Source organism: Streptomyces sp. NPDC047117 (assembly GCF_040643545.1).
In the GTDB taxonomy this organism is placed as follows: Bacteria; Actinomycetota; Actinomycetes; order Streptomycetales; family Streptomycetaceae; genus Streptomyces.
The window spans coordinates 199,026-220,293 of sequence record NZ_JBEYUN010000003.1 but is presented as its reverse complement, the minus strand read 5'-3'; the positions used below and the strand labels follow the sequence as shown (position 1 = coordinate 220,293).

Below are 21,268 nucleotides of genomic sequence, written 5' to 3'. Positions count from 1 at the left end.
GGACAACAGCTGAACGCCGTGGGCGACGTCCAGCCGTCGTCGTTCGAGAACTTAGGAAATTGCTTATTAATCGGTGCCGGAGGACTGAGTGCTGTTGTGGGCGCATTGCTGGTTCTGCGGGGAGGAGAGGACGTTGACGTCCTGTACCGCGACCGGCACCAAAATGCCCACCAGCGCTCCGACATTGGCCTTCGCCGGCACCCCGACGCACAGTTCGTTCAACGTGCCCTGGACAGCCCCGAACTGCCCGCTCAGGCTTCCGTGAGTCGTCGAGTTGCCGAACGCGGTCTGTGCGCCGTTGCCGCTGAGGTTTGTCGGACCGTCGTCGAGCGCGACGGCGCTGCCGGCTCCGCCGGCGATCGCCGCGGCGGCGAGGCTGCAGGCGGTCATGGTGCTACGGATGTACATGGCTCTCTCCACAGAATGAGGACGTGTCCAAAGCCAGGAGTACATCCTGCGGCGCGGTGCCTTCACATCCATTCACCTGATCGTCGGCGTGCCCAAGACAAGCCTTCAATCGCCTTGTCCGGCAGGCTCGTACCACCCGGCCTCCGGAGGCGCGCGGCCGGGCGCTCAGCCGGGCCGATGGCAGACCGCTTCGACGTTGTTCCCATCGGGGTCCATGACGAAGGCTCCGTAATAGGACTCGTGGTACTCCGGCCAGACCCGGGGCGCGTGCAGAACTTCGGCACCGGACGCGGGGACCAGCCACAACGGGTGGCCCGTCACGCCGAAGCTGATGTTTTCGCCGAACTGCTTCTTGCGCTCGCCGCCCGATGGAGCGAGACGGCGTCGTAGAAGGCGGCGCTGGCCGCGATGTCGTGCACCTGGAGTGCGATGTGATCCAACATGCGTCAGCCCTGGACCACCACGGAGGAAAAGTCGCGCCGATCTCGTCCCGGCCGCTCCCCGGTCGGGCTGCTCGCTGCGCGGGAGGGGCGCCCTGTCACCTTCCTCGACGCCTGAAACTGAAGACCACTTCAGGGTTTCAGGTTGTGTTCAGGTTCGGTTCGGCACTGTGGTGAATGTCGGAAGGGCGCGACAGGGCCCGCCGGCGGAACCGCACCGCAACACGATCCGGAGGAACGTCCCCATGAAGGCCACCGCCAAGCGCACGCTCACCCCCCGCGCCGTCGTCCTCGGCACGGCTGCCGCCGTCGCACTGATCGGCAGCACGGGCGCCGTGACCGCCTTCGCGAGCGACGACGCCCCGGCCCCGCACTCCTCTGTCAAGCTCTCCCAGAGCGAGCGCCACCTGGACGACACCGCCAAGGACCGTGCCCAGGTCAAGGCCGACAAGGTCAGCCAGTCCGAGGCCACCGCCAAGGCCCTCAAGGCGGTCCCCGGCACCGCGACCTCCGCCGAGCTCGAAACCGCGGACCGCAACGGCTCCCTCATCTGGGAGGTCGACGTGTTCGGCAAGGACCACAAGAACCATGACGTCACCATCGACGCCGGCAACGGCAAGGTCCTGAACAAGCACACCGACCGCGCTGACGACGCCGCCCAGGACGCCGCCGAGGCCCGGGCCCAGGTCAAGGCCGACAAGATCGGCCACGCCGAGGCCACCGACAAGGCCCTGAAGGCCGTCCCCGGCACCGTCACCTCTTACAGCCTCGACGACAACGACCGCAACGGCTCCACCGTCTGGGAGGTCGACGTCCTCGGCCAGGACCACAAGAGCCACGACGTCACGATCGATGCGGCCAGCGGCAAGGTCCTCAACCAGCACGTCGACCAGGACGACCACGACGACCAGGGCAACAACGGCGACGACGACTGATCAGGCATTCAGTCAGGCGTCAGACCGCCTGCCTGGAGCCTTCCGATAATCCCCCGAAGGGGCTGTGCCCGCCGATGTCCGGCGGACGCGGCCCCTCCATCGGGTTCCGGCAATTCCACATGAACGGGAATCTTTCGATCCGGGTGCGCGACGATGAGCACACAGCTACTGTGCTCGTGCACGGCCTGGTGCGCGGTGCATCCCCCGTCGTCGCGCACCACGCCTGTCTGCATTCACGCCACTACGTCAGGCCTACGAGGGGCTGTTCCACTCGTGGAACGGTCGGTCGTTCTGGATCACGCGGTCGGCGTGGCTGCTACCGTCGGCCACGCCGATGACGCGGTAGCTGTCCTTGTGGAAGACCCAGTACCAGCTCTCACCGTTCTCCCGCTGCTTGCCGGGGACCGGCTGGATCGCGTCCACCTGGGAGATGCCCTGCAACGAGGGCCAGGAGGTCAGGGGGCTGTCGTCATAGACCTTCTCGTCGCCGTGGCCGCCGTACGCCTGGATTTTGATCATCCGGTACTTCTGGCCACCGGGGGTCGTGTGGAACAGCCAGTAGGACTGCTGCTCAGCGTCGGTCGCCACGTCGGGCACCTTCATGAAGGCATCGACATGGGTCACTCCCCCCAGTGAGTTCCACCTGCTCAGTGGCTTGTCCTGCCCGTCGGAGGAACTGACGGGGGGCGTGCCGCCGATGGCCATGTTGCGGTACACCTGGGCACCGGCCACGGTGTGGAAGACCCAGTAGCCGTCCTTCCCGTCGGTGCCGGTCTGGTCGGGCATGGGAAGGATCGTGTCCACCTTGTCCACCCCGGACGCCAAGGCGGGCCAGGAGGACACCGGGGCTGTGGAGCCGGCGAGGAGGTCGGTCGTCCTCTCGCCCCTGGCGTCTGTGACGGGCCGGGCCAGGGGGCCCTGGAAGGACCAGTAGCGGCTCGGCTCTCCCGGGACGGGCAGCATGGCGTTGATGCGCGCGCCGTGCGGGTGCAGGGAGGGGATGTCGGGCACGTCACCGTCGAGGCGCCCCTCGGTGAGCCTGCGCAGTGTGTTCATGGAGGGGGCGAAGGAGTACACGCACCCTTGGGTGAGCACGAACGTGGTGAGCTGCACCGGGGTGCTCATGCGGGTGCCCTGGGCGTTTGTGCTCTCGTGGCCGATGCGTCCGTCGGTGACCGGGGTGAGTTTTCCGCTGATCATGGCGTCGGGGCCGGCCGGAGGTTTGCGGTTCTGGGGGTTGTCGGAATTGTTGGTCCACTTGCGCTGGATGAACTCGAACTGGCCGACGATGTCGGCCTGATAGCAGCCGAAGGCCATGCCCCTGGGGTCGTCGGCTGCGCTGCCGACACTGCCGTCGGGGCTGAAGGGCTTGCCGTACGGGCTGCCGCGGCGGATGATCCTGCGCCCTTCGTTGAGCAGCGCGTCGACCTTCTTCCCGTCGTTCACCAGGCCCGCGCGAGGGGCACTCTTGCGCGTATGCGAGTACAGCGGAGTGACCAGGCCGTCGGGGTCGTCGGCGAAGTCGAAGTCGTTGTCGGGCTCGGTGTCCTGGTCGTCGCTGGGGGGCTTCATCGGGCACTTGATCAGTGAGGCTCCCGAGCCCCAGCGTCCCACCATGCGTGCGCCCATCCACTCGGCGTTGGTTTCCGGCGGTACGGCTCCTGCCTTCTTCAGCTGGTCCAGTACCTGTTCCACCTGTCCCCACCAGCCGGGCACGTCCTGCGCCATGCGGCGTACGACATGGAAGGAGCCGTCCTTCATCCATGCCGGCATCGCATCGGCGGGGTAGGACGTGCGGGGGTTGCCGGTGCTGAGGCGGTCGTAGCCGATGAGGAACTCTCCGGCGGGCAGCAGCTTGGTACCGGGCTTGCCTTTCACGTAGCCGGGGTTTTCGGGGTCCTCCTCGTCGTAGCCGGCCACGCCGGGCTGGCTGACGCCGTCCTTGAAGCCGAAGTGGTCCTTGCCCGTGAGGTTTCCGGGCAGTGTTGCGCCCTTCTGGTGGTAGACCACCACACCACCGGCCTTGCCGATGGCCTCCTTCTGCAGCTCGATGACGTGGATGAGCTCCTCGTCATCGTCGGAGGCGAGGGTGAGCACCCCATGAACGGGCTGTCCGTTTCCGTACAGCCACTTGCTGGGGGCGTTGACGTCGACGTCGCCGACGATCTCCGCACGCGCCGCCGCGCCTTGGACGTACGCGTCGAGAGTGGACTCCGGCGGCACCTTGTCGAAGATCTGTTCCTTGCCGGTGAAGAGCTGCAGCCCGGGATGGGTCACCCCGAAGTTGAGCCAGGTCACCTTCAGGTGGTCCGGGTCCTGGCCCCCGGCCGCGCTGCGGTGGCTGCTGAACTCCTCGTTGAACGCGGTGACCTGGGCCACCGTGGCGATGCGCGGGACGAGCTCCTTCAGCCATTGCCGCGCCTTGACGGGGTCGGAGAAGTGCAGGAACAACACGGTCGTGTGGTCCTTGCGGAATCCGGCGAGGATGTCGCCCTGGACCTGGGTGCTTCGGCGCAGCGGCAGTGCGGTGTCGGTGGCGGCCCGGGCGGCCGGGACGGATGGCGTGGTCGCGGTGGTCATGTCGTCCTTCCGGTGGTGGCTGGTCAGGCGAGGTGGTGGATCTCCGACGCCGTACGGATGGCCGATTCCAGGGCCCCCTCGATCCACGCCGGCTTCAGCGAGCTGTGGTCGCCGGCGAAGTGCAGCGGCCCCTCCGGCGTACCGATGTCGGGGAAGACCTCGGTGTGCTGGTCCGGCAGCAGGATCGACGCCTCGCCGTAGGAGTAGGGGTTGCGCAGCCAGCTCTGGGTCTGTCCGACGCCGGTGTAGAAGACCTCGATGCGCTGCCCGTAGACCTCCTGCAGACCGCGCAGCGCGTTGGGGTACCGGCACTCGTCATCGAGGGCGTCCCAGCGCACCGCGTCGTCCGACCAGCAGTAGGAGGCGAGCACCACGCCGCCGTCGCTTCCGACGATGCGATGGGAGGGCTGGAACATGAAGCGGTTGGCGTTGTCGCAGATGGAGCCGCCGCCGACCACGCCGAGTGCGGGTGTTTCGTTGTTGGCCAGCCAGGCGTCCGCGGCGTAGTGGGCCCGCTGGGCGTCGGTGATCCGGCGCGGGTGCTCGGACGGGTAGGCACCCAACAGGGAGGAGTCGTCGGGGATCTCGCCGTTGGCGTACGCGTCGTACAGCCCGGGGCGGATGCGTTCCAGTGCGGTCTTCCACTCGCCTTCGTCGAACGCCCACCAGCGGCGACTGAATTCGAGCAGCACCTTGGTGGCCGCGTCGTAGTGCAGCTCGATGATGGCGCGACGCTTGGGGTAGGAGAGCTGGGGCGCGACTTGCACGTGCCGCAGCCCGGAGAAGGGGATGGTGACGATGGCGAGGTCCGCGGTGAACTTCTCCCGCACCACGGCTTGTCCGTCACGCCCCTCGGACACGGTGTCCACCCACACCCGCGGTCCTGCCTGCGACACCATGGTGGCGTCGGGCTGGTCGCCGCGCTGCGGATCCCAGTACTCGATACGGGTGACCCGGCGGTCGAAGCGCACCTCGCCGCGTACCAGCTCCAGCAGTTTGTCGGCGAGTACGGCGGTGCCGCCGACCAGCTCGTAGAACTTGGTCTCGGGGCGGATCAGCGCCTCGTCGATGAAGTTGTTCAGGAACGAGAGAGGGAGGCGGGAGGTGACGTTCTGCAGGGTGCCGATCAGGTCGATGGTGCCCTCGTCCAGCCCTGCGACCTCGCGCAGGTAGCGGCGCATCGAGTAGGCGCCGTAGTCCCGGATGATCTCCTTCCAGCCCTGCAGCTGCTCCGCGGGCGGCTTGTCCTTACGCACCTTGGCCCTGAGGTCGGCCATTGCGTCGTCCAGGATCTTCGAGGCCGGAGTGTCCATAAACTTCTCGGGCACAGCGAAGGTCTCGTTGATGGCCCGCGGGCTCTCAAGGTACTTCTTGTGACGCATCCGCACGCCGTTGACCAGCACCCAGGTGCCATCCGTGACCGTGCCCTTGCCGTCCTCGCCCACGAGGAGGAAGGGGACCTTGGTGATCCCCAGCTTGTCGATCAACGCCATCAACAGCGTGTGCTCGTCGGGCAGGCGCATGGCCCCGGCCTCGGCGTGCTGCCGAGGGTCGGCGAAGGGCTGTTCCGCGTTCTCGTGCCCACCGGAGCGGAAGGTCTTGATGCGGCCGCCGGCACGGTTGCCGTTGGCCTCGAGCACGGTGACCCGGTGGCCCGCCTCCTTCAGCAGGTGAGCCGCGAACAGCCCGGAAGGCCCAGCGCCCAAAACCAAGATGTCCTTGGTTTTGGTACCGCTCCGAGGCAGCCCGTTGCGCAGCACGTCCAAGTACTGCTGTGTAAGCGGCTGTTCGTTCTCGTCCATCACCATCACCGCGCGGGCGGCGGCATCGATGCGCTCCTGGCGTACGGCGGTACCGGTGCCGCGCCTCCCCGGGCCGGTGCCGGTGTCGGTGTCGGTGTCAGGCGTTTTCGGCTGCGCCGGAATGGCGGCGCCGCCGGTCGATGGGGACGACGGGGGCGGTGACGAAACAACGTTCGCCGCTCCCTTGGGAGGCTTTCCGAATGCCCCCTCGGCAGAATCAGACATGACTGAACCACTTCTCCACAATCGCCGGGTTGCGCGCCAAGCCGACACGCATACACCGGCCGAACTACCCGCCTCCCATGGATGAACCCGTGCCACCTCAGCTGTTCATCACATCCAGCGACAATTCCTAAAAAGCCATGGCCAGCATTTATCGCCACATCAAATCGTGGCGGCCTTCGCAGCAATTGGGGCCATAGTCGGGTGATGGGCTGGAGTGATAGACACTCGCGGAAAGTAGCGCTGGTTCGTACGGGAATCCAGTTGCGTGGATTTTCCCATGTGGCGGGGGATCTCAAGAGGGATGCTCCGGTCTGCATTTATGCAGGCGCGAGTACGGCCTCTCCGTGTCAAAATGGGGATGCGCAGCCACTGACTCGGCGCAGCGAGATCAGCCGACAATACGATACTCACGCCGTCACCCCATTTGATGACTCACTCTTATGGGTTTTCCCGGCGAGCTGCCGTTTCTGTCAGGCAGGCGCGGCAAGCCTTCTTGAGGTAACCGCACCACACCAAGGGGTTGGTCATGCGCATCCGTCGTCTTCTCTTCTCCATCGCGTTTGCCTCAGGCGCCGCCGCAATGGCCGTAGCACCGGCCGGCAACGCCACCGCCGCTCCGTCCGAAAAGTGCCCCGAAGGCTATGTCTGTTTCTGGACAGGGTCTAACTTCACAGGCACTATGACGGTCCACCACGAGCCGGGCGACACCGGCTGCACTGCCGTATCGGGGACGTCCGCACGAACGGTGTTCAACAACCACAGTCGGTCTTGGAACTTCTATTCCGGCAACAACTGCGAGAGCCTCGCGTACGCGCTGGCGCCCGGTGATTACAATTCCACGGACAGGGTGTTCAGCTGGAAGTAACCCGTAGCTGATGGCTTCGCCCCTACCCGACATGCAAGACGGGAAAGGGCGAAGCCGTCGCATCTCAACAGCTGAATCGAATCTGCAGACTGGGCTACCGCTATTGATATGCGAGCTTCTTGAGCCAGTCCTCGACGGGGACGACATCCGCCCACTGCGGAAATAGCCGCTCGACAAGGACCCGGTGCACCTCTGGATCGGGGTCCAGGCAGGCATCGGGCAGAACGGTGAGGCCGAAGTCCAGGTCGTTCGCCTGGCACAGGGTGGACAGCACCACAGCGCTGGTGGCGATGCCGGTGAGCACGAGGCTGTCGATCCCGCGCGCCCGCAATACGACGTCGAGATCGCTGCCCGAGAACGCGCTCGCCCGCCTCTTGGTGACCACCACGTCGCCCGGCCGGGGCGCGACCTCGGGGTGGATCTCGGTACCCGGGGCGCCCTCGACGTAGAGGCCGGCCTGCGCGATGGCAGCAAGAGCCCTGTTGCGCGTGCCCACTTCCGGGAAGCCGGGCCGCAGCGCGATGACCACGTAGATCACGGGCATGTTCGCCGCCCGGGCTCCGTCGATCGCCCTGCGCAGGCGGGCAGGTATCCGGAGTCGTCATCGACCTGGTCCACGATGGCCCGCTGGACGTCCATCACGAGTAGGGCGCTGCTGCTCATGTCGTCTCCGAGCGGGCGTTGGAACGGGCCGGGTTCTGATGGGACGCACGGATCTTACGCGGCCTCGGGCATGGTGGTGGCGTGCCCGCCAGGTTGGGTTCGAGCATTCAGCGCGAGGGGAAACGGCGTGTGAATCGCGTCTGCGGGGGCGGTCTCCCTGCGGGGGCCGGGCGGGGAGACCGTTGGGGGGATGGGTACAGCAAATCGCATATATGCGCCTGAGGGAACGGTCCTGCACGGCATCACTCATATGGAGCATGCGAGAGCTCCGACGTGCCGGGATGGGCGGCATCGGCTTCGATCTTCACCTCCGTCACGCTCCACTGCCGCGACCAGTGCCTTTTCGCGCGTGGGGCGGCGGTCACCGGCAAGCCTAGGAAGCGGTCCCGAACCGTGCAGGTTGTCTCAGTGCTGAATCAGGCCGCCGACCGGGACGGGCGGGACGTGACCGGTTGCCGGCAGGGTCCGCGCCAAGGCGAGTCCGATGTCGACGAGCGACGACCTGCGCAGGCCGGCAACGTCGGGGAGCGGAGTCCAGACCGACTCTGCGGTTTCGCCGTTCGGCTCGGGCCGGAGTTGGCCGCCGGTGATGCGCGCCTGGTAGAAGATGCCGACATTCTGGTGTTCCGGTCCGCCGGGGACGGCGCGTTCGGCTGCGGGGATGATCCTTGAGTCCACGCCCAGCAGGCGTTCGACCACGGCGTCGCAACCGGTCTCCTCGGCGACCTCCCGGATCACCGCGTCGTACGGATCCTCTGCGTGCTCGACCCTGCCTCCCGGAAGAGTCCAGTTGGGACCACCCCTCGATGGCACATGACAGGCGAGCAGCACTCGCCCGTCTTCGATGCACACGGCGTACGCCGCCAGTCGGAAACTCATCCCCTACCTCCGGTGGTCGCGAGCGCGCGGTTCACGTTACGTGCTGGAACGAGTCGCCCAGTTCTCATCGATGCAGCCCAACCAGGCGTCTTGGTGGTCGGCCAAGGGGGTGGTCAGAGGGAGGGCGAGGAAGCGGCAGGAGAAGACCATGCCGGCATCGCTGTCCTGCCCCTGGACGCGATGGATCCAGGCATCGGGGCTCTCCGCGGGAGCTGCGAGATGGAAGAAGGCCGTGCGGCGGGGCTGCCCTGTGTCGGGGTGCGGTTTGTCCTCAACGGTGATCTGCCCCATGACTGTCGCCGCTCGCAGGCCTGTCTCTTCACGGACCTCGCGGAGCACGGCTTCGTCCAGCTCCTCCCCCGGGCGTACTCCGCCCGCAGGGATCTGGGTGCCGGCCCCGGGGGCATCGACGTGGTCGAAGACCAGCAGCTCCGGCAGGCCGCGGTGTCGGATCACGTATGCGGCGACGCGGATTCGTGGACGGATTGTCGTCACGGCTGAGCAATCCGGTCGAGCAGCCAGGAATTGATGTCGCTGAGCGCGGTCCGAGCCACTGCTGTGGGGTGCCCCGTGAAGCCGTGGGGTGACTCCGGGTAGATCCGGAGGTCGACGTCGTTGCCGACGGCGGAAAGCCGGCCTGCCATCGCGAGGTTGTCCTCCAGCAGTACGTCTGCGCTGCCGACGACCAGTAGCGCCGGCGGCAGACCGCGGAGGTCGCCGTAGAGGGGAGAGATGTCCGGGAGAGTGCGGTCCGCGACGTGGCCGGCGTAGGCCTGGAGGAAGTACTCGTCCGCAATCTTGCGTCCGGCCGGCGTCTGTGCGCTCAGGTCGTAGGTGCCGAATTGGAGCGCGGCGCCCACGAAGCCGTCGACGGCTCTCTTGTCCCTCAGCCGGAGCAGGGTCGTCATGGCGAGTGTCGCTCCGGCTGAGCTGCCGCCGATCATCAGTCGGGCTGTTCCGAAGCGGTCACGCGCTTCTTCGACGAGCCAGCGTGCCGCCGCTTCGCAGTCGTCAGGTGCGGCGGGCCAGGGGTGCTCGGGGGCCAGCCGATAGTCGACACTGACGACCGCGAGGTGCAGGGCCTCGGCGAGCCGGCGGTTCCGTACGTCTCCTCGCGCGGCGGAATCCATGTAGAAGCCGCCGCCGTGGATGTCCAGGTAGACGCCTCGCGCTCGCTTGCCGGAGGGGGTGAAGATCCGCACCGGGACGCGCACTCCCCCGGCTTCGACCATCTCTTCGCCGGCCGGTGGATCGGCAGGGAGTGGCGCGGCCCTCTTCGCGCGTACCTCCTCCAGCTCCTCCAGGGTGCTGGGGCCACGACCGGCTGCCCTCGATCCGTAGAAGGCACGGGCTTCATCGACCTGCTCCGTCGGCAGGTCGGCCAACAGATCGTCCAGCGCGAATCGCACGCGGTCCTCCACGTCACCCAGGGGTCTTGCCCGTCCTGCCCCACGCTATTGCATGCGTATCCGGCACCGACCTCGGGCGGCGTCCAGTGCTACGGACGCCGCCCGAGGATGCGCACGTTGTCAGAGGCTGTGCTCGCCGTCAGTGGTTCTGGCCGGCTACCGCCTTGGAGCGGTCGGCGTCGGTCGGCGCCTGGTGGGAGCCGTCGGCCGTGTTGCTCGTCCAGAGCGGCTTGAGCCGGTACGTCAGCAGGTAGACGAGCGAGGCAGCACCGGCGGCGACGAGCATGCTCAGGTCGCCGGCTTCCGGGAACGCCTTCGCGAACGCACCGGTGTAGAGGTTGGACTGCCAGAAGGGCACCGACGCGGCGACGCCGCCCACCCACGCGACGAAGCCCCAGTTCAGGACGCGGGAGCGATCGTAGAGCTCCGAGATGCGGCGGATGTCGGCGCGGCCGCCCAGGTAGTAGTCGAGGAGGAGCACGGCGGCGAAGGGGGCGATGAAGTAGGCCGTCAGATTGAGGAAGACCTTGAACTTGTCCTCCGTACCGGACGCCCCCCACAGGCTGACGAGGTACGCCACCGCGCAGATGCCGATGACCGCCTGGGAGCGGGTGACGGGCACCTTCAGAGTCTGGACGGAGATGGCACCGCCGTAGACGTTGAGGAAGTTCTGTGCCAGTGCCGAGAGGCCGACCGCCAGCAGGGCGGGGAAGGCGAACGGGCCGGCCAGCTGGTGGAGGGCGGTGATGGTGTCCGAGCTGCTGGCGCTGCCGCCGACGACCACTCCCAGGATGCCCAGCCAGCAGAGGGTGACGAAGTTGCCGAGGCCGGTGTACCAGGCGGTGCGCTTGACGACCTGCGGGGTGTCGGGCAGGTAGCGGGAGTAGTCCGAGGCGAAGGGCGCCCAGGCGACGAGGAAGGCGAAGAACCAGCCGCCGAAGGTGATCAGGCCGCCGGTGTTGCCGATGAAGCTCGGTGCCTGCGGGTTGGCCTCGAAGAGGTTGCCGCCGCGGACGAGGGCGACCACGGTGATCAGTGCGAACAGCGGGGTCAGGACGTACGTCAGCGCCTTCTGCAGGAAGTTGATCATGTTGTAGCCGTAGACGGCCACCACCATCTCGATCAACGTCAGCAGCGCCGCGCAGAGCCAGTACGGCAGATGTGTCAGCTCGGCGAAGGCCTTGCCGCCGAGGATGACCGTCACGGCCGCCCAGCCGACGCCGGCGAAGACGTTGATGTAGGCGACGGGCAGGAAGTTGCCGAAGAAGCCGAGCGGTCCGCGGGCCTGGATCTGCTGCGGTACGCCGAGCCGGACGCCCATCCGGGACATGACGGCCATGAGCAGGCAGCCGAGCCCGGACCCGACGACGATGGCGGCGACCGCGGCGGGGAAACTCAGTCCGAACGAGGCCGCGTTGAAGCCGAGCAGGATGATCGGGAAGTTGAGGCCGGCGGCGAACCAGACGAAGAACTGCGAACTGGGCTTCCCGTGCCGCTCGTTGGCGGGGATGTGATCGACCCCGAAGGGTTCGACCTTGGTGACCGCGCTGCCGTATACCGGTGCGGCGGCTTCCGGCGGTGGGGAGTCATGGGTCATGCCGTACTCCTGACTGGGCGAGGTGGAAGAGGGGTCACCACGGCATCGGGGCCGGGCGGCGAGAGGTACCGGGGGCGGTCTGCAGGAGTGACGTGCGTTCAAGGGTGCGGCTCATCACGGTCCCATCAGCGAAACTCTTGCATGGCAGAGGACCGTAGGTACGCGGCCATGCAGTGTCAACACTGAGGACGGAATGACTTACGGAATGCCTCCTCGACCAGCACACTGCCGCATTTGCAAGGGACGATGAGAGTCGAGCCGGACCTTGCCTTGACGGGTCACGCTCAGCAAACCTAGCCTCTCTTGCATGGCACAGCCAGAACGGAAGGACTGCGTATGAGGTTCTCGATCTTTCACAATCTGGGAGCCCCAGGGCGCCTGGGTGAGTACGCCCAGGTCATGAACGAGGCCCGGGAGTTCGCAAGCGCCGCCGACCAGGCGGGCTTCTGGTCCACCTGGTACACCGAGCACCACTTCGGGCACGAGGCGATCGAGATCACCCCGAATCCGGTCCTGATGGGCGCCGACATCGCCGCGCGCACGGAGCGCATCCGCATCGGCCAGGCAGCGAACATCGCCACCTTCTGGCATCCGCTGCGCCTTGCCGAAGACATCGCCATGCTCGACCAGCTCTCCGGCGGCCGCGTCGAGGTGGGCCTCGGCCGCGGGCTGTACGGCCGCGAAGCTCTCAACCTCAACGCGCTCGCCGATCCGCGTGACCAGGAACAGAACCGGGCGCTGTACGACGAGACGGTGGAGGTCCTGCGCAAGGCATGGAGCGGCGACTTCTTCGCGCACAAGGGCCGGTTCTACGAGTTCCCGGCGCCCGGTGTGCGGTGGAACCATCCCCTGTCACCCGCGACCGACGACTACACCTCCGATGGTGTGATCACGAAGATGCAGGTCACGCCCGCTCCCCAACAGCGTCCCCACCCGCCGCTGTGGCAGGTCATCGACAGTCCCCGGTCCATCAAGGCCGCCGCCGCCGACGGCGTCCAGGGCATGTTCTGGCTGCCGCCGGTATCGGCGCTCAAGGAGCGTTTCGAGCTTTACCGCGACACCGCCAGCGAGGCGGCCGGCCGCGAGTACGCCCTCGGCGAGGGCATCGGCCTGGTACGCGATGTCTACGTGGCGGACACCATGGAGCAGGCCCGCGCCGACTTCGAGGAGGCGCTGATGACCACGTACCGCTGGATCACGCACTGGCGCGGGCTGGGCAACCTGATGGAGGCCGGCGAGGAACTCACCGACGCCCACCAGCTCTCGTTCGACTTCCTGCACAGCCGCAACCTGCTGGTCGGCACCCCCGAGTACGTCACCGAGAAGATCGCGGAACTCCGCGCCGAGGTGGGCCTGGAGCACCTGCTGCTGTGGACCACCCACCCCGGACTGGAACACCGCAAGGCGATGCGCAGCCTGGAACTGTTCACGGAGAAGGTCATGCCGGAGTTCACCTCATGAGCGGCCTGGTGCGGAAGGTGGTGACCGTCGCCGACGAGGTCCTGCTGGAGCTCGGACGCCCGGTCGCCACACCGGTGCGGCGCGTCGCGGCCGCCGCGGTCATCCGCAACCCCTGGGCCGGACGCGGCTTCGTAGCCGATCTGCAGCCGGCGGTCGAAGAAGTTGCCCCGGAATTGGGCCAGTTGCTCACCGGCAAGCTGATCGAGACGCTGGGCGGCGTCGACCGGATCGAAGCCTTCGGCAAGGCGGCCGTGGTCGGCCTGGACGGGGAGATCGAACACGGCGGCGCGCTGATCCACACGCCCTATTTCGGCAACGTCCTGCGGGAGATGACCGAAGGCACCTCGATCATCGTCTTCAACGACGACCGGCTGCCCGCCGGCGAACCCCTCACCGTGCCGCTCTGGCACAAGACGGCCGCCGCGACCCGTACGCACTACCAGACCGTTCAGATCCGGATCCCGGACGCCCCGCGTGCCGACGAGATCGTGGTGATCGCCGGCGCCTCGTCCGGGCCGCGGCCCAACGCCCGGATCGGGGACCGCCGCACCGACCCCGTCGTCCGCCTCGCCGACCTGGAGAACGCAGCCCGATGACCGTACGCAGGATCATCACCTTCACCGAGGACGTGCACACCGAGGGCGGCAAGCCCGTCGACCCGCCTGCCCGGACAGCGGTCGTACTCGCCGTGATCGAGAACCCCTGGGCAGGTCAGGGCTTCGTCGAGGACCTCCTGCCGGGCATCGACGAGGTCGCACCGCGGCTCGGGGAGCTGCTCGCACCGCGCGTGGTCGAGGCCCTCGGCGCGCCGGTCGAGGCGTACGGCAAGGCCGCGATCGTGGGCCTCGACGGCGAGGTCGAGCACGGTAGCGCGCTCATCCACACGCTCAGGTTCGGCGACCACTTCCGCAAGGCCGCGAGCGCCACCACTCTGCTGCCCGCGGTGGAGAAGCGGGCCGCGGCCGGCGCGGTCTTCGACATCCCGCTCAAGCACCTCACCGACGCCACGATTCGTTCGCACCACCAGACGATCGAGGCCCGCGTGCCGGACGGCCCCCGGGCGGACGAGATCGTGATCGGACTCGCGGCCGCCTCCCGGGGACGCCCGCAGGCCCGGCTGGCGCCCCTGTCCACCGAGCAGTGACTGGTCCAGGCCCTCGGTAAGAGCTCACCGCGGCCGTCAGCCGTCAAAGCGCCCGGGGAGAGACCCCCACGATGGATGCGGGTCTCTCCCCGGGCGCTTGTCGCTGGGCACTCCCTGGCCACCGCACCCCGTACACGTAACAACCGGTACTTGTATGGCACCAGCACCATGCCGCATAAGTTGACGCGCAAAGCTGGGGCCCACTAGCGTCTTGTGCCATGCAAGAATCACCGGGGACTGCCAAGCGGCTGCCACGCACGAGCATGCAGGCGCGAGTGGCTGACGAGCTCCGCCAGATGATTATCAGCGGCGAGCTGCAGCCGGGGTCCAGTCTTTCCGAGATGACTCTGTCGGAGAACTTCGGCGTCAGCCGCACTCCGATCCGCGAGGCACTCAAGCAGCTCCAGATCGAAGGCCTGGTGCAGGTGCGGCCGCGGGTCGGCACCTTCGTGGCCGTGCCGTCGCGGCGTGAGGTCACCGAGCTGTTCCAGATGAAGGAACTGCTGGAGGGTGCTGCGGCCCGGCTGCTGGCCCTCCGCGGTCGGGTACCGGAAGTGGACCGGCTGCAGGCCACCATGCAGGAGGCCGACGAGGCGGTCCGAGCGGGTGACGCCGAGCGGTACGCGGAGCTGGTGCACGAATTCCACGAGCTGATCGTCGTCGGCGCTGACAACAGCAAGCTCGTAGCGCACTACCGCACGCTCATGAACCAGTTGGCGTACACCCGTCTGGTGCGCACGTCGCTGGCGCAGCCCGGCCGGCTGAGCGAGTCCGATCACGAACACCACCGCGTCCTCGACCTCATCCTCGCCAAGGACGGCGACGGCGCCGAGCGCGTGATGCGTGAGCACGTACGCCGAAGCCATCAGGCCGTCATGGCCGGCATCGACGAGCAGGAACGCGGCTGAGCGCGGATCGCCCCGGCCGGTCATGCCCTTGCGAGCATGACCGGCCGGGGCGACGCCGAACCGGCTTCCATCGCGTCGTGAAGCGCCGGCGCCTCACTGGAAGGCCGGCACGACTTCCTTGATGAACATCTCCAGGGAGTCGCGCTTCTCCTCGTGCGACAGGCTGTTGTCGATCCAGAAGCTGTACTCGTCGACGCCCAGCTGCTCGTAATGACGCAGCCGCTCGATGACCTCGACCGGGGTGCCCACCATGGCGGTCTTGTGCAGCGACTCCGGGTCGAACTCCGGCCGCTCCTCGAACTTCGACTCCGGGCTGGGCTCCAGGAACCCGTTCACCGGGGTGGTCTTGTTGCCGAACCAGGCGTCGAAGGTCCGGTAGTACCGGTTGATCGCCTCAGCGGCCGGGCGCCAGCCGTCGGGCTCGTCGGGCGAGTGGACGTGCGTGTGGCGCAGCACCATCAGCTCGGGACGCGGCACCTCGGGGTGGTTCGCCACCGCGGTGTCGAACTTCTCCTTGAGGGCGACGACCTCCTCATCGCCCTTCATCAGCGGGGTGACCATGACGTTGCAGCCCTGGGCCACCGCGAAGTCGTGGGAGGCGGGGTCGCGGGCGGCTATCCACATGGGCGGAGTGGGCTGCTGCACCGGCTTGGGCACACTGGTGGAGGTCGGGAACTTCCAGATCTCGCCGTCGTGGGCGTAGTCGCCCTGCCAGAGGGCCCGGACGGCGGGCACGAGCTCGCGCAGGTGCTTCCCGCCTTCGGCGGCCGGCAGCCCGTCCGCCATGCGGTCGAACTCGAATTGGTGCGCACCGCGGGCGAGTCCGACCTCCATGCGGCCGTTGCTGATGACGTCGAGCAGCGCGGTTTCGCCGGCGACCCGGAGCGGGTGCCAGAACGGGGCGACGATGGTGCCCGCGCCCAGGCGGATGGTCGAGGTCTGCGCGGCCAGGTGCGCCAGCAGCGGCATCGGGCTCGGGGAGATCACGTACTCCATCGCGTGATGCTCGCCGATCCACACGGTGCTGAACCCGCCGGCCTCGGCCATCAGGGTCAGCTCGGAGAGGTTCTCGAAGAGCTGCCGGTGGCTGTCCTTCTCGTCCCAGCGCTCCATGTGCACGAAGAGTGAAAATCGCATGGCTGATCCTCGTCAGTGTCTACGGAAGCGACCCGGCGCCCGGCGCGGCGTCCTGATCGCTGTGGTCTTCGGCCGTCGCAACGGCAGGCCGCGCAGCCGCGGCATCCATCTCGGTAAGGGTCGTGTCACCTGTCGCCCAGTGCGTCCGGGGTACCTCGTGGACGACGACCCGGATGTGCTCGGGGCGGGTGTTCGCGGTACGGAGCACCGCGGCATGCACCTCGTGCATCATGCTCCGGAGCTGCTCCGGCGTGCGGCCCTCGGCGATGGTGATCGCGATCTGGGGCATGTCAGCTCCGCATCGTGAACGGGTCGGCCACGGGCTCCTCGCTCGTGTTGATCCAGACGCTCTTGAGCCGGGTGTACTCCTTGATCGCTTCGGTACCGTGCTCGACGCCGACACCGCTGGTCTTGAAGCCCTGCCGCGGGGACATCGGCGACATGGCCCGGTAGGTGTTCACCCAGACGGTTCCGGCATCCAGCCGCGCCGCCATCCGGTGGGCCCGCGAGAGGTTCTGCGTCCAGACGCCGGCCGCGAGGCCGTATTCGGTGTCGTTCGCCAGGCGGACGACCTCCTCCTCGGTGTCGAACGGCATGACCGCCAGGACGGGCCCGAAGATCTCCTCGCGCACGACGCGCATGCTGTTGTCGACGTCCACCAGCACGGTGGGCTCGTAGAAGTAGCCGCCGAGGCCGCCGTCGGTGGGGTTGCCGCCGGTCAGCACGCGGGCACCCTCGTCGCGCCCGAGGTCGACGTACTCGGCAACCTTGTTGCGCTGCTCCGCGAAGGCGAGCGGGCCGAGTTCGGTGGCCTCGTCCAGCGGGTCGCCGATACGGATGGTCTTCGCGCGCTCGCACACTCGCTCAAGGAGTTCGTCGTAGACGGACCGGTGGGCGAACACCCGGCTGCCGGCGATGCAGGTCTGCCCGGCGGCCGCGAAGATGCCGGCCACAACGCCCATCGCGGCGTTCGCGATGTTGGCGTCCTCGAAGACGATGTTGGGCGACTTGCCGCCGAGCTCCAGGGTCGAGCCGATGAAACGGCTCGCGGTCGCCGCGGCGATGCGCGAGCCGGTGGCGGTGCTGCCCGTGAAGGAGATTTTCCCGAGGCCGTGGTGGTCTACCAGTGCCTGGCCGGCCTCTGCCCCGAATCCGGTGACGACGTTCACCGCACCCGGTGGGAACCCGGCCTCCAGCGCCAGCTCGGCGAGCTTGAGCACGGTGGCCGAGGTGTACTCCGAGGGCTTGATCACGACGGTGTTGCCGGCGCAGAGCGCAGGTGCCAGCTTGCTGCTGGTCAACGTGAGTGGGGAGTTCCAGGGCGTGATCGCACCGACGACGCCCAGCGGCTCGCGCGCCGTGTAGTTCAGTACCTGGCGGTCGGAGGTGGGGATGAAGTCGCCATGGATCTTGTCCGCCAGGCCGGCGTAGTAGTGGTAGTACTCCGGCAGGGTGGCCAGTTGCCCGCGCATCTCGCGCAGCAGCTTGCCGTTGTCCTGCGACTCCATGCGGGCCAGGTCTTCGGCGTTCTCCGCGATCAGGTCGCCGAGCCGGCGCAGCAGATGTCCGCGGCGGGTCTGACTGAGGTCACGCCAGCGCGGGTCCTCGAAGGCGGCGTTCGCGGCCGCCACGGCCCGGTCCATGTCGGCGGCGTTCCCGCGGGCAGCCCGGTAGAGCACCTGTCGGGTGGCCGGGTTGGTGCTCTCGAAGTATTCGCCGGACGCGGGCTCGACCCACGTGCCGCCGATGAAGTGCTGCAGCGTGGTGCGGTCAGGCATATGCGCACTCTCCGATGAAGGTGGTGAGGCAGTCGGCGAAGGTCTCGGGGCGCTCGACGGGCAGCATGTGACGCGCCTCGGGGACGACCACCGCTCGGCAGTGGGGAAGCGCCGAGGCGAGCCGGTAGGTCATCTCAGGGGTGGAGCCGGGATCGTTCTCCCCGGTGACGGCAAGCGCTCGCGTGGTGATGCTTTCCAGGTCGGGGCCGAGTTCGGCATCTGCCGTGGCGAACACGCGGTAGCAGTTGAGGAAGGACCGGACATCGTTTCCCCGCAGCGTTGCCTCGGTACGCGCAACCCATTGGGGGTCGACGCCGGTGCCGGCGTACCACCGCTCCAGGGATGCGGCGGTACTCGCCGTGAAGTCCGACTCCGACCGGCCGAGCCGGGCGAGGACGGACTCCCGCTCCTCGGGTGTCCGCCGGCACACCGAGCTGACCGAGGTCAGCGTGGCTGCCAGCTCCGGGCGGTGCAGTGCCAGGTGCTGGGCAACGAGCGCACCCAGGGAGAAACCGACGAGGTGTGAGCCGGCCGGGATCCGGTCGGCGACCCCTTCTGCCAGGTCTGCGAGTGTCACCTTGTCGTCCGCCGGCGGGCGGGTGCCGTGGCCCGGCAGGTCGGGGGTGAGCACGGTGAATCGGTCGGTCAGCAGTGCGGCGGTGGGCTCCCACATGGTGTGGTCGAGCCCGACCCCGTGCAGCAGTACGACGGTGGGCTTGCTCATGCGTGCCTACTGCTCGGTCGAGAGCGACGCCAGGCGCTGCTGGGGACGCCCCTGGGCAGCGGCGGCAAGCGCGACGAGGATTTCGTCGCGGTGGGGGGCGTCGGCGACCCGGGCTTCGACGGTCTGATGGTGCGAGCGAATGGTCGCGTCGGTGATGTGCTTCAGCGGGATGTCGAAGACAGCACCGGCATCCGCGCGCTTCTCGACTGCCGGCAGCAGGGTGGTGGCGTTGGCGGCCTTACGGAAGTGGTCGCCGAACTTGAGCGTGTGAATGAGCGCCGAGCCGTGCTCGATTTCGCCGTTCAGGCCGACGATGGCCGCCTTGCCGTAGGCCTCGGCAGGTTCACCAAGAGCATCGAGTACCGCCGGGGCCAGCAGCGCACCGAGATCGGAAGCGGTGGCCTCGATGCCGGGAGCAAGATCCTCGACGAAGCCCTGGCCGGCCCATGGGTTCTCGATCACCGCTGCGACGATGGCGACCCGGGCGGCGGGGGTGACCTGGCGGCCTCCTTCCGTGCGGATCTCCTCGACGGTGGTCACGATCTTGCGAACGTTCATGGCAGGACTTCCTTCAAGGTGGCAACGATGATGGCGGCGCCGGTTTGCGGTGCCCGATGAGGCTTGCGGTGCGCGGTATGGCTTGCGGTGCCCCTACGCCCGGGCCGGGCGATGCTCGCTCGGCGACACACTGACGAGGGTGTTTCGCCCGTACGCGAAATGTCAGCCAGGGGTGCTGGGTACGGGCAGGCCGGTGCGAGACGCTCTGCGCCCCACGAACCCCGGTGCGCGTGTCGGATGAAGGGCCGTGCCCGGATGGGGGGCCGTGCCCGCGGGTGTGCCCTGCTACCGCAGTGGCACTTGCTCGCCGCGTGGCTGTGCGGGTCGCGCACGCCCGTCGCGGTAGAGCACCAGCGTACGGAGACCGATGCTCCCGTCAGACCGATCCGCGATGAGCTCTTGCATGGCACAGACGGTAGGCATCCCACTTGCATGGGTCAAGGGGGCAAGGCCAAAGAGTTCTCCGTGCCAGCACCAGGGCCGCTTCGTCGGCACTGCAATGACCGCCTGAACTGCCCACTGTCCAATATGCACACGCACTGAGGCGATCCGTCCCCACCGGACCCTTGACACTGAATCTTCGAGACGTCTTACTACTTCTTGTATGCCAGACCAGCGCGCCTCCGGGCGCCGTTGACGTACCCGGGCAGGGAGCACATCCACTCCCCCGCTCCGCTCGGTGCGTCCCTGCACACCGAGTTCCGGGCGCCCCGCCCTTCCTCAAGCGCCCGCGGGCAGCGGCCCTGGCACCGGCTGCCCGAAGAGAGCCGGGCGCGCACCGAAAGGAGAAGAGAATGTCGACCACCGAAGCACGTCGAAAGCTCATCGAGCAGGTGTGGGCCGCGGCCTGGGGCCAGGGGGATGTCGACGCCCTCGACCAACTGCTCAGCCCCGCCTACCGCCGGCACGGCGGCGACGGACACGCGCAGAACCTGAGCGCCTTCAAAGCCTCCATCGTCTCCACCAGGTCGGCATTTCCCGACCTGGTCACCACCCTCGACGACGTCGTGGTCGACGGCGACAGGGCGGCGATCCGCTGGCACAGCAGCGGAACCCACGAGAACGCTCTTCTCGGTGTGCCCGCCACCAAGCGGCACGTCGAGGTGAGCGGCGCCACGTTCGCCCGATTCGAAGGAGATCGCATCGTCGAGGAGTTCGTGACGTGGGATCCCCGAGCGCTGCTCTCGGCACTCGGCATCATCCGGGTGGGACAGGACTGACGGCCACAATGACTAGGAGCACTTCCATGACCACGCTTTCCGCGCAGCCCGACATCGACCTGATGAAGCAGGTCAACCGGCAGTTCGTCACCGGCGTCACGGTCGTGACCGCGATGGACGAGGGCATCCCCAGGGGGCTGGCGGTCAACGCGTTCTCCAGCATCTCGCTCGACCCCGCCACGGTAATGGTGTGCGTACAGCACACCTCCTCCACACACGACTGCCTCTTCCGGGCCGACCACCTTGCGATCAACATTCTCTCCACTGACCAGCTCGACGTCGTCAACACGTTCGCAAGGAAGTCCGACAACAAGTTCAAGGACCTGGAATGGGAGGCCGGCCCGTTCGGAAGCCCGCTGATCTCTCGCAGCAGCGCACAGATGGAGGTCGAGATCCGGGAACGGCTCCAGGCCAGCACCCACACCGTCTTCATCTGCCGTGTGGTGCACGCCGCGGTCACGGAGACGCCCCCGATGGTCTACAGCGCGGGCACGTTCTTCGACGGTGGCGCCCTCGCGCCGCTGGGATGACCGGC

At 67.7% G+C, this 21,268-nt stretch carries 20 protein-coding genes and 1 pseudogene; 8 read left to right on the top strand and 13 right to left on the bottom strand.

Annotation, left to right across the window (positions count from 1 at the left end; translation table 11 throughout):
- Nucleotides 1-66: 66 nt before the first annotated feature.
- Nucleotides 67-390, bottom strand: a complete 324-nt coding sequence (locus ABZ840_RS06960) for a rodlin (RefSeq protein ID WP_361555371.1) — start codon at nucleotides 388-390, stop codon at nucleotides 67-69.
- A gap of 703 nt (nucleotides 391-1,093) precedes the next feature.
- Here ABZ840_RS06960 and ABZ840_RS06955 point away from each other — a divergent pair.
- Nucleotides 1,094-1,783 (top strand): PepSY domain-containing protein, encoded by a 690-nt coding sequence (locus ABZ840_RS06955; RefSeq protein ID WP_361554516.1) that lies wholly within the window; start codon nucleotides 1,094-1,096, stop codon nucleotides 1,781-1,783.
- Between the two features lie 252 nt (nucleotides 1,784-2,035).
- Here ABZ840_RS06955 and ABZ840_RS06950 read toward each other — a convergent pair whose 3' ends face one another.
- Together ABZ840_RS06950 and ABZ840_RS06945 are read right to left on the bottom strand one after the other, a co-directional pair.
- Nucleotides 2,036-4,363 carry a hypothetical protein gene (locus ABZ840_RS06950; protein ID WP_361554513.1) on the bottom strand — a complete coding sequence of 776 codons (2,328 nt, stop codon included), beginning with the start codon at nucleotides 4,361-4,363 and terminating at the stop codon, nucleotides 2,036-2,038.
- A gap of 23 nt (nucleotides 4,364-4,386) precedes the next feature.
- Nucleotides 4,387-6,390, bottom strand: a complete 2,004-nt coding sequence (locus ABZ840_RS06945) for an FAD-dependent oxidoreductase (protein WP_361554510.1) — start codon at nucleotides 6,388-6,390, stop codon at nucleotides 4,387-4,389.
- 526 nt (nucleotides 6,391-6,916) lie between these two features.
- On the opposite strand from ABZ840_RS06945, the gene ABZ840_RS06940 reads away from it, so the two are divergent.
- Nucleotides 6,917-7,255 carry a peptidase inhibitor family I36 protein gene (locus ABZ840_RS06940; protein WP_361554507.1) on the top strand — a complete coding sequence of 113 codons (339 nt, stop codon included), beginning with the start codon at nucleotides 6,917-6,919 and terminating at the stop codon, nucleotides 7,253-7,255.
- Between the two features lie 100 nt (nucleotides 7,256-7,355).
- Here ABZ840_RS06940 and ABZ840_RS06935 read toward each other — a convergent pair.
- From ABZ840_RS06935 to ABZ840_RS06915, 5 genes and pseudogenes are all read right to left on the bottom strand, one after another.
- Nucleotides 7,356-7,918 (bottom strand): annotated as a pseudogene (locus tag ABZ840_RS06935) (cysteine hydrolase).
- Between the two features lie 405 nt (nucleotides 7,919-8,323).
- Nucleotides 8,324-8,797, bottom strand: coding sequence for an NUDIX domain-containing protein (locus ABZ840_RS06930; protein ID WP_361554504.1), 474 nt, complete (start codon nucleotides 8,795-8,797; stop codon nucleotides 8,324-8,326).
- A 36-nt stretch (nucleotides 8,798-8,833) separates the two neighbouring features.
- A complete protein-coding gene (locus ABZ840_RS06925) occupies nucleotides 8,834-9,283 on the bottom strand; it encodes an NUDIX domain-containing protein (RefSeq protein ID WP_361555368.1) in 450 nt (149 codons plus the stop codon).
- A gap of 5 nt (nucleotides 9,284-9,288) precedes the next feature.
- The gene (locus ABZ840_RS06920; RefSeq protein WP_361554501.1) at nucleotides 9,289-10,206 is read right to left on the bottom strand and encodes an alpha/beta hydrolase; all 918 of its coding nucleotides are present in this window, start codon (nucleotides 10,204-10,206) and stop codon (nucleotides 9,289-9,291) included.
- A gap of 139 nt (nucleotides 10,207-10,345) precedes the next feature.
- The gene (locus ABZ840_RS06915; protein WP_361554498.1) at nucleotides 10,346-11,803 is read right to left on the bottom strand and encodes a cytosine permease; all 1,458 of its coding nucleotides are present in this window, start codon (nucleotides 11,801-11,803) and stop codon (nucleotides 10,346-10,348) included.
- 336 nt (nucleotides 11,804-12,139) lie between these two features.
- Between ABZ840_RS06915 and ABZ840_RS06910 the strand changes: the two genes are divergently transcribed.
- The 4 genes from ABZ840_RS06910 (at nucleotide 12,140) to ABZ840_RS06895 (ending at nucleotide 15,316) form a co-directional block, all read left to right on the top strand.
- Entirely contained in the window at nucleotides 12,140-13,264 is a 1,125-nt protein-coding gene (locus ABZ840_RS06910) for an LLM class flavin-dependent oxidoreductase (RefSeq protein WP_361554495.1), read from the top strand.
- Nucleotides 13,261-13,860: an amino acid synthesis family protein gene (locus ABZ840_RS06905; RefSeq protein WP_361554492.1), complete on the top strand. Its 600-nt coding sequence runs from the start codon at nucleotides 13,261-13,263 to the stop codon at nucleotides 13,858-13,860. Before ABZ840_RS06910 ends, ABZ840_RS06905 begins: the two co-directional genes overlap by 4 nt.
- Nucleotides 13,857-14,408, top strand: coding sequence for an amino acid synthesis family protein (locus ABZ840_RS06900; RefSeq protein ID WP_361554489.1), 552 nt, complete (start codon nucleotides 13,857-13,859; stop codon nucleotides 14,406-14,408). Before ABZ840_RS06905 ends, ABZ840_RS06900 begins: the two co-directional genes overlap by 4 nt.
- A 218-nt stretch (nucleotides 14,409-14,626) precedes the next feature.
- A complete protein-coding gene (locus tag ABZ840_RS06895; RefSeq protein ID WP_361554486.1) occupies nucleotides 14,627-15,316 on the top strand; it encodes a GntR family transcriptional regulator in 690 nt (229 codons plus the stop codon).
- A 93-nt stretch (nucleotides 15,317-15,409) separates the two neighbouring features.
- Here ABZ840_RS06895 and ABZ840_RS06890 read toward each other — a convergent pair whose 3' ends face one another.
- From ABZ840_RS06890 to ABZ840_RS06870, 5 genes are read right to left on the bottom strand one after another with little or no spacing between them, the layout of a single operon-like run.
- Entirely contained in the window at nucleotides 15,410-16,453 is a 1,044-nt protein-coding gene (locus ABZ840_RS06890) for an LLM class flavin-dependent oxidoreductase (RefSeq protein WP_361554483.1), read from the bottom strand.
- Between the two features lie 19 nt (nucleotides 16,454-16,472).
- Nucleotides 16,473-16,742 carry a tautomerase family protein gene (locus tag ABZ840_RS06885; RefSeq protein WP_361554480.1) on the bottom strand — a complete coding sequence of 90 codons (270 nt, stop codon included), beginning with the start codon at nucleotides 16,740-16,742 and terminating at the stop codon, nucleotides 16,473-16,475.
- A gap of 1 nt (nucleotide 16,743) precedes the next feature.
- Nucleotides 16,744-18,231, bottom strand: a complete 1,488-nt coding sequence (locus tag ABZ840_RS06880) for an aldehyde dehydrogenase (protein ID WP_361554477.1) — start codon at nucleotides 18,229-18,231, stop codon at nucleotides 16,744-16,746.
- Nucleotides 18,224-18,955: an alpha/beta hydrolase gene (locus ABZ840_RS06875; RefSeq protein WP_361554474.1), complete on the bottom strand. Its 732-nt coding sequence runs from the start codon at nucleotides 18,953-18,955 to the stop codon at nucleotides 18,224-18,226. Before ABZ840_RS06875 ends, ABZ840_RS06880 begins: the two co-directional genes overlap by 8 nt.
- Nucleotides 18,956-18,961: 6 nt before the next feature.
- The gene (locus ABZ840_RS06870; RefSeq protein ID WP_361554471.1) at nucleotides 18,962-19,513 is read right to left on the bottom strand and encodes an amino acid synthesis family protein; all 552 of its coding nucleotides are present in this window, start codon (nucleotides 19,511-19,513) and stop codon (nucleotides 18,962-18,964) included.
- A 794-nt stretch (nucleotides 19,514-20,307) separates the two neighbouring features.
- Here ABZ840_RS06870 and ABZ840_RS06865 point away from each other — a divergent pair.
- Together ABZ840_RS06865 and ABZ840_RS06860 are read left to right on the top strand one after the other, a co-directional pair.
- The gene (locus ABZ840_RS06865; RefSeq protein ID WP_361554468.1) at nucleotides 20,308-20,733 is read left to right on the top strand and encodes an ester cyclase; all 426 of its coding nucleotides are present in this window, start codon (nucleotides 20,308-20,310) and stop codon (nucleotides 20,731-20,733) included.
- A 26-nt stretch (nucleotides 20,734-20,759) separates the two neighbouring features.
- Nucleotides 20,760-21,263, top strand: a complete 504-nt coding sequence (locus ABZ840_RS06860) for a flavin reductase family protein (RefSeq protein WP_361554465.1) — start codon at nucleotides 20,760-20,762, stop codon at nucleotides 21,261-21,263.
- Nucleotides 21,264-21,268 lie beyond the last annotated feature (5 nt).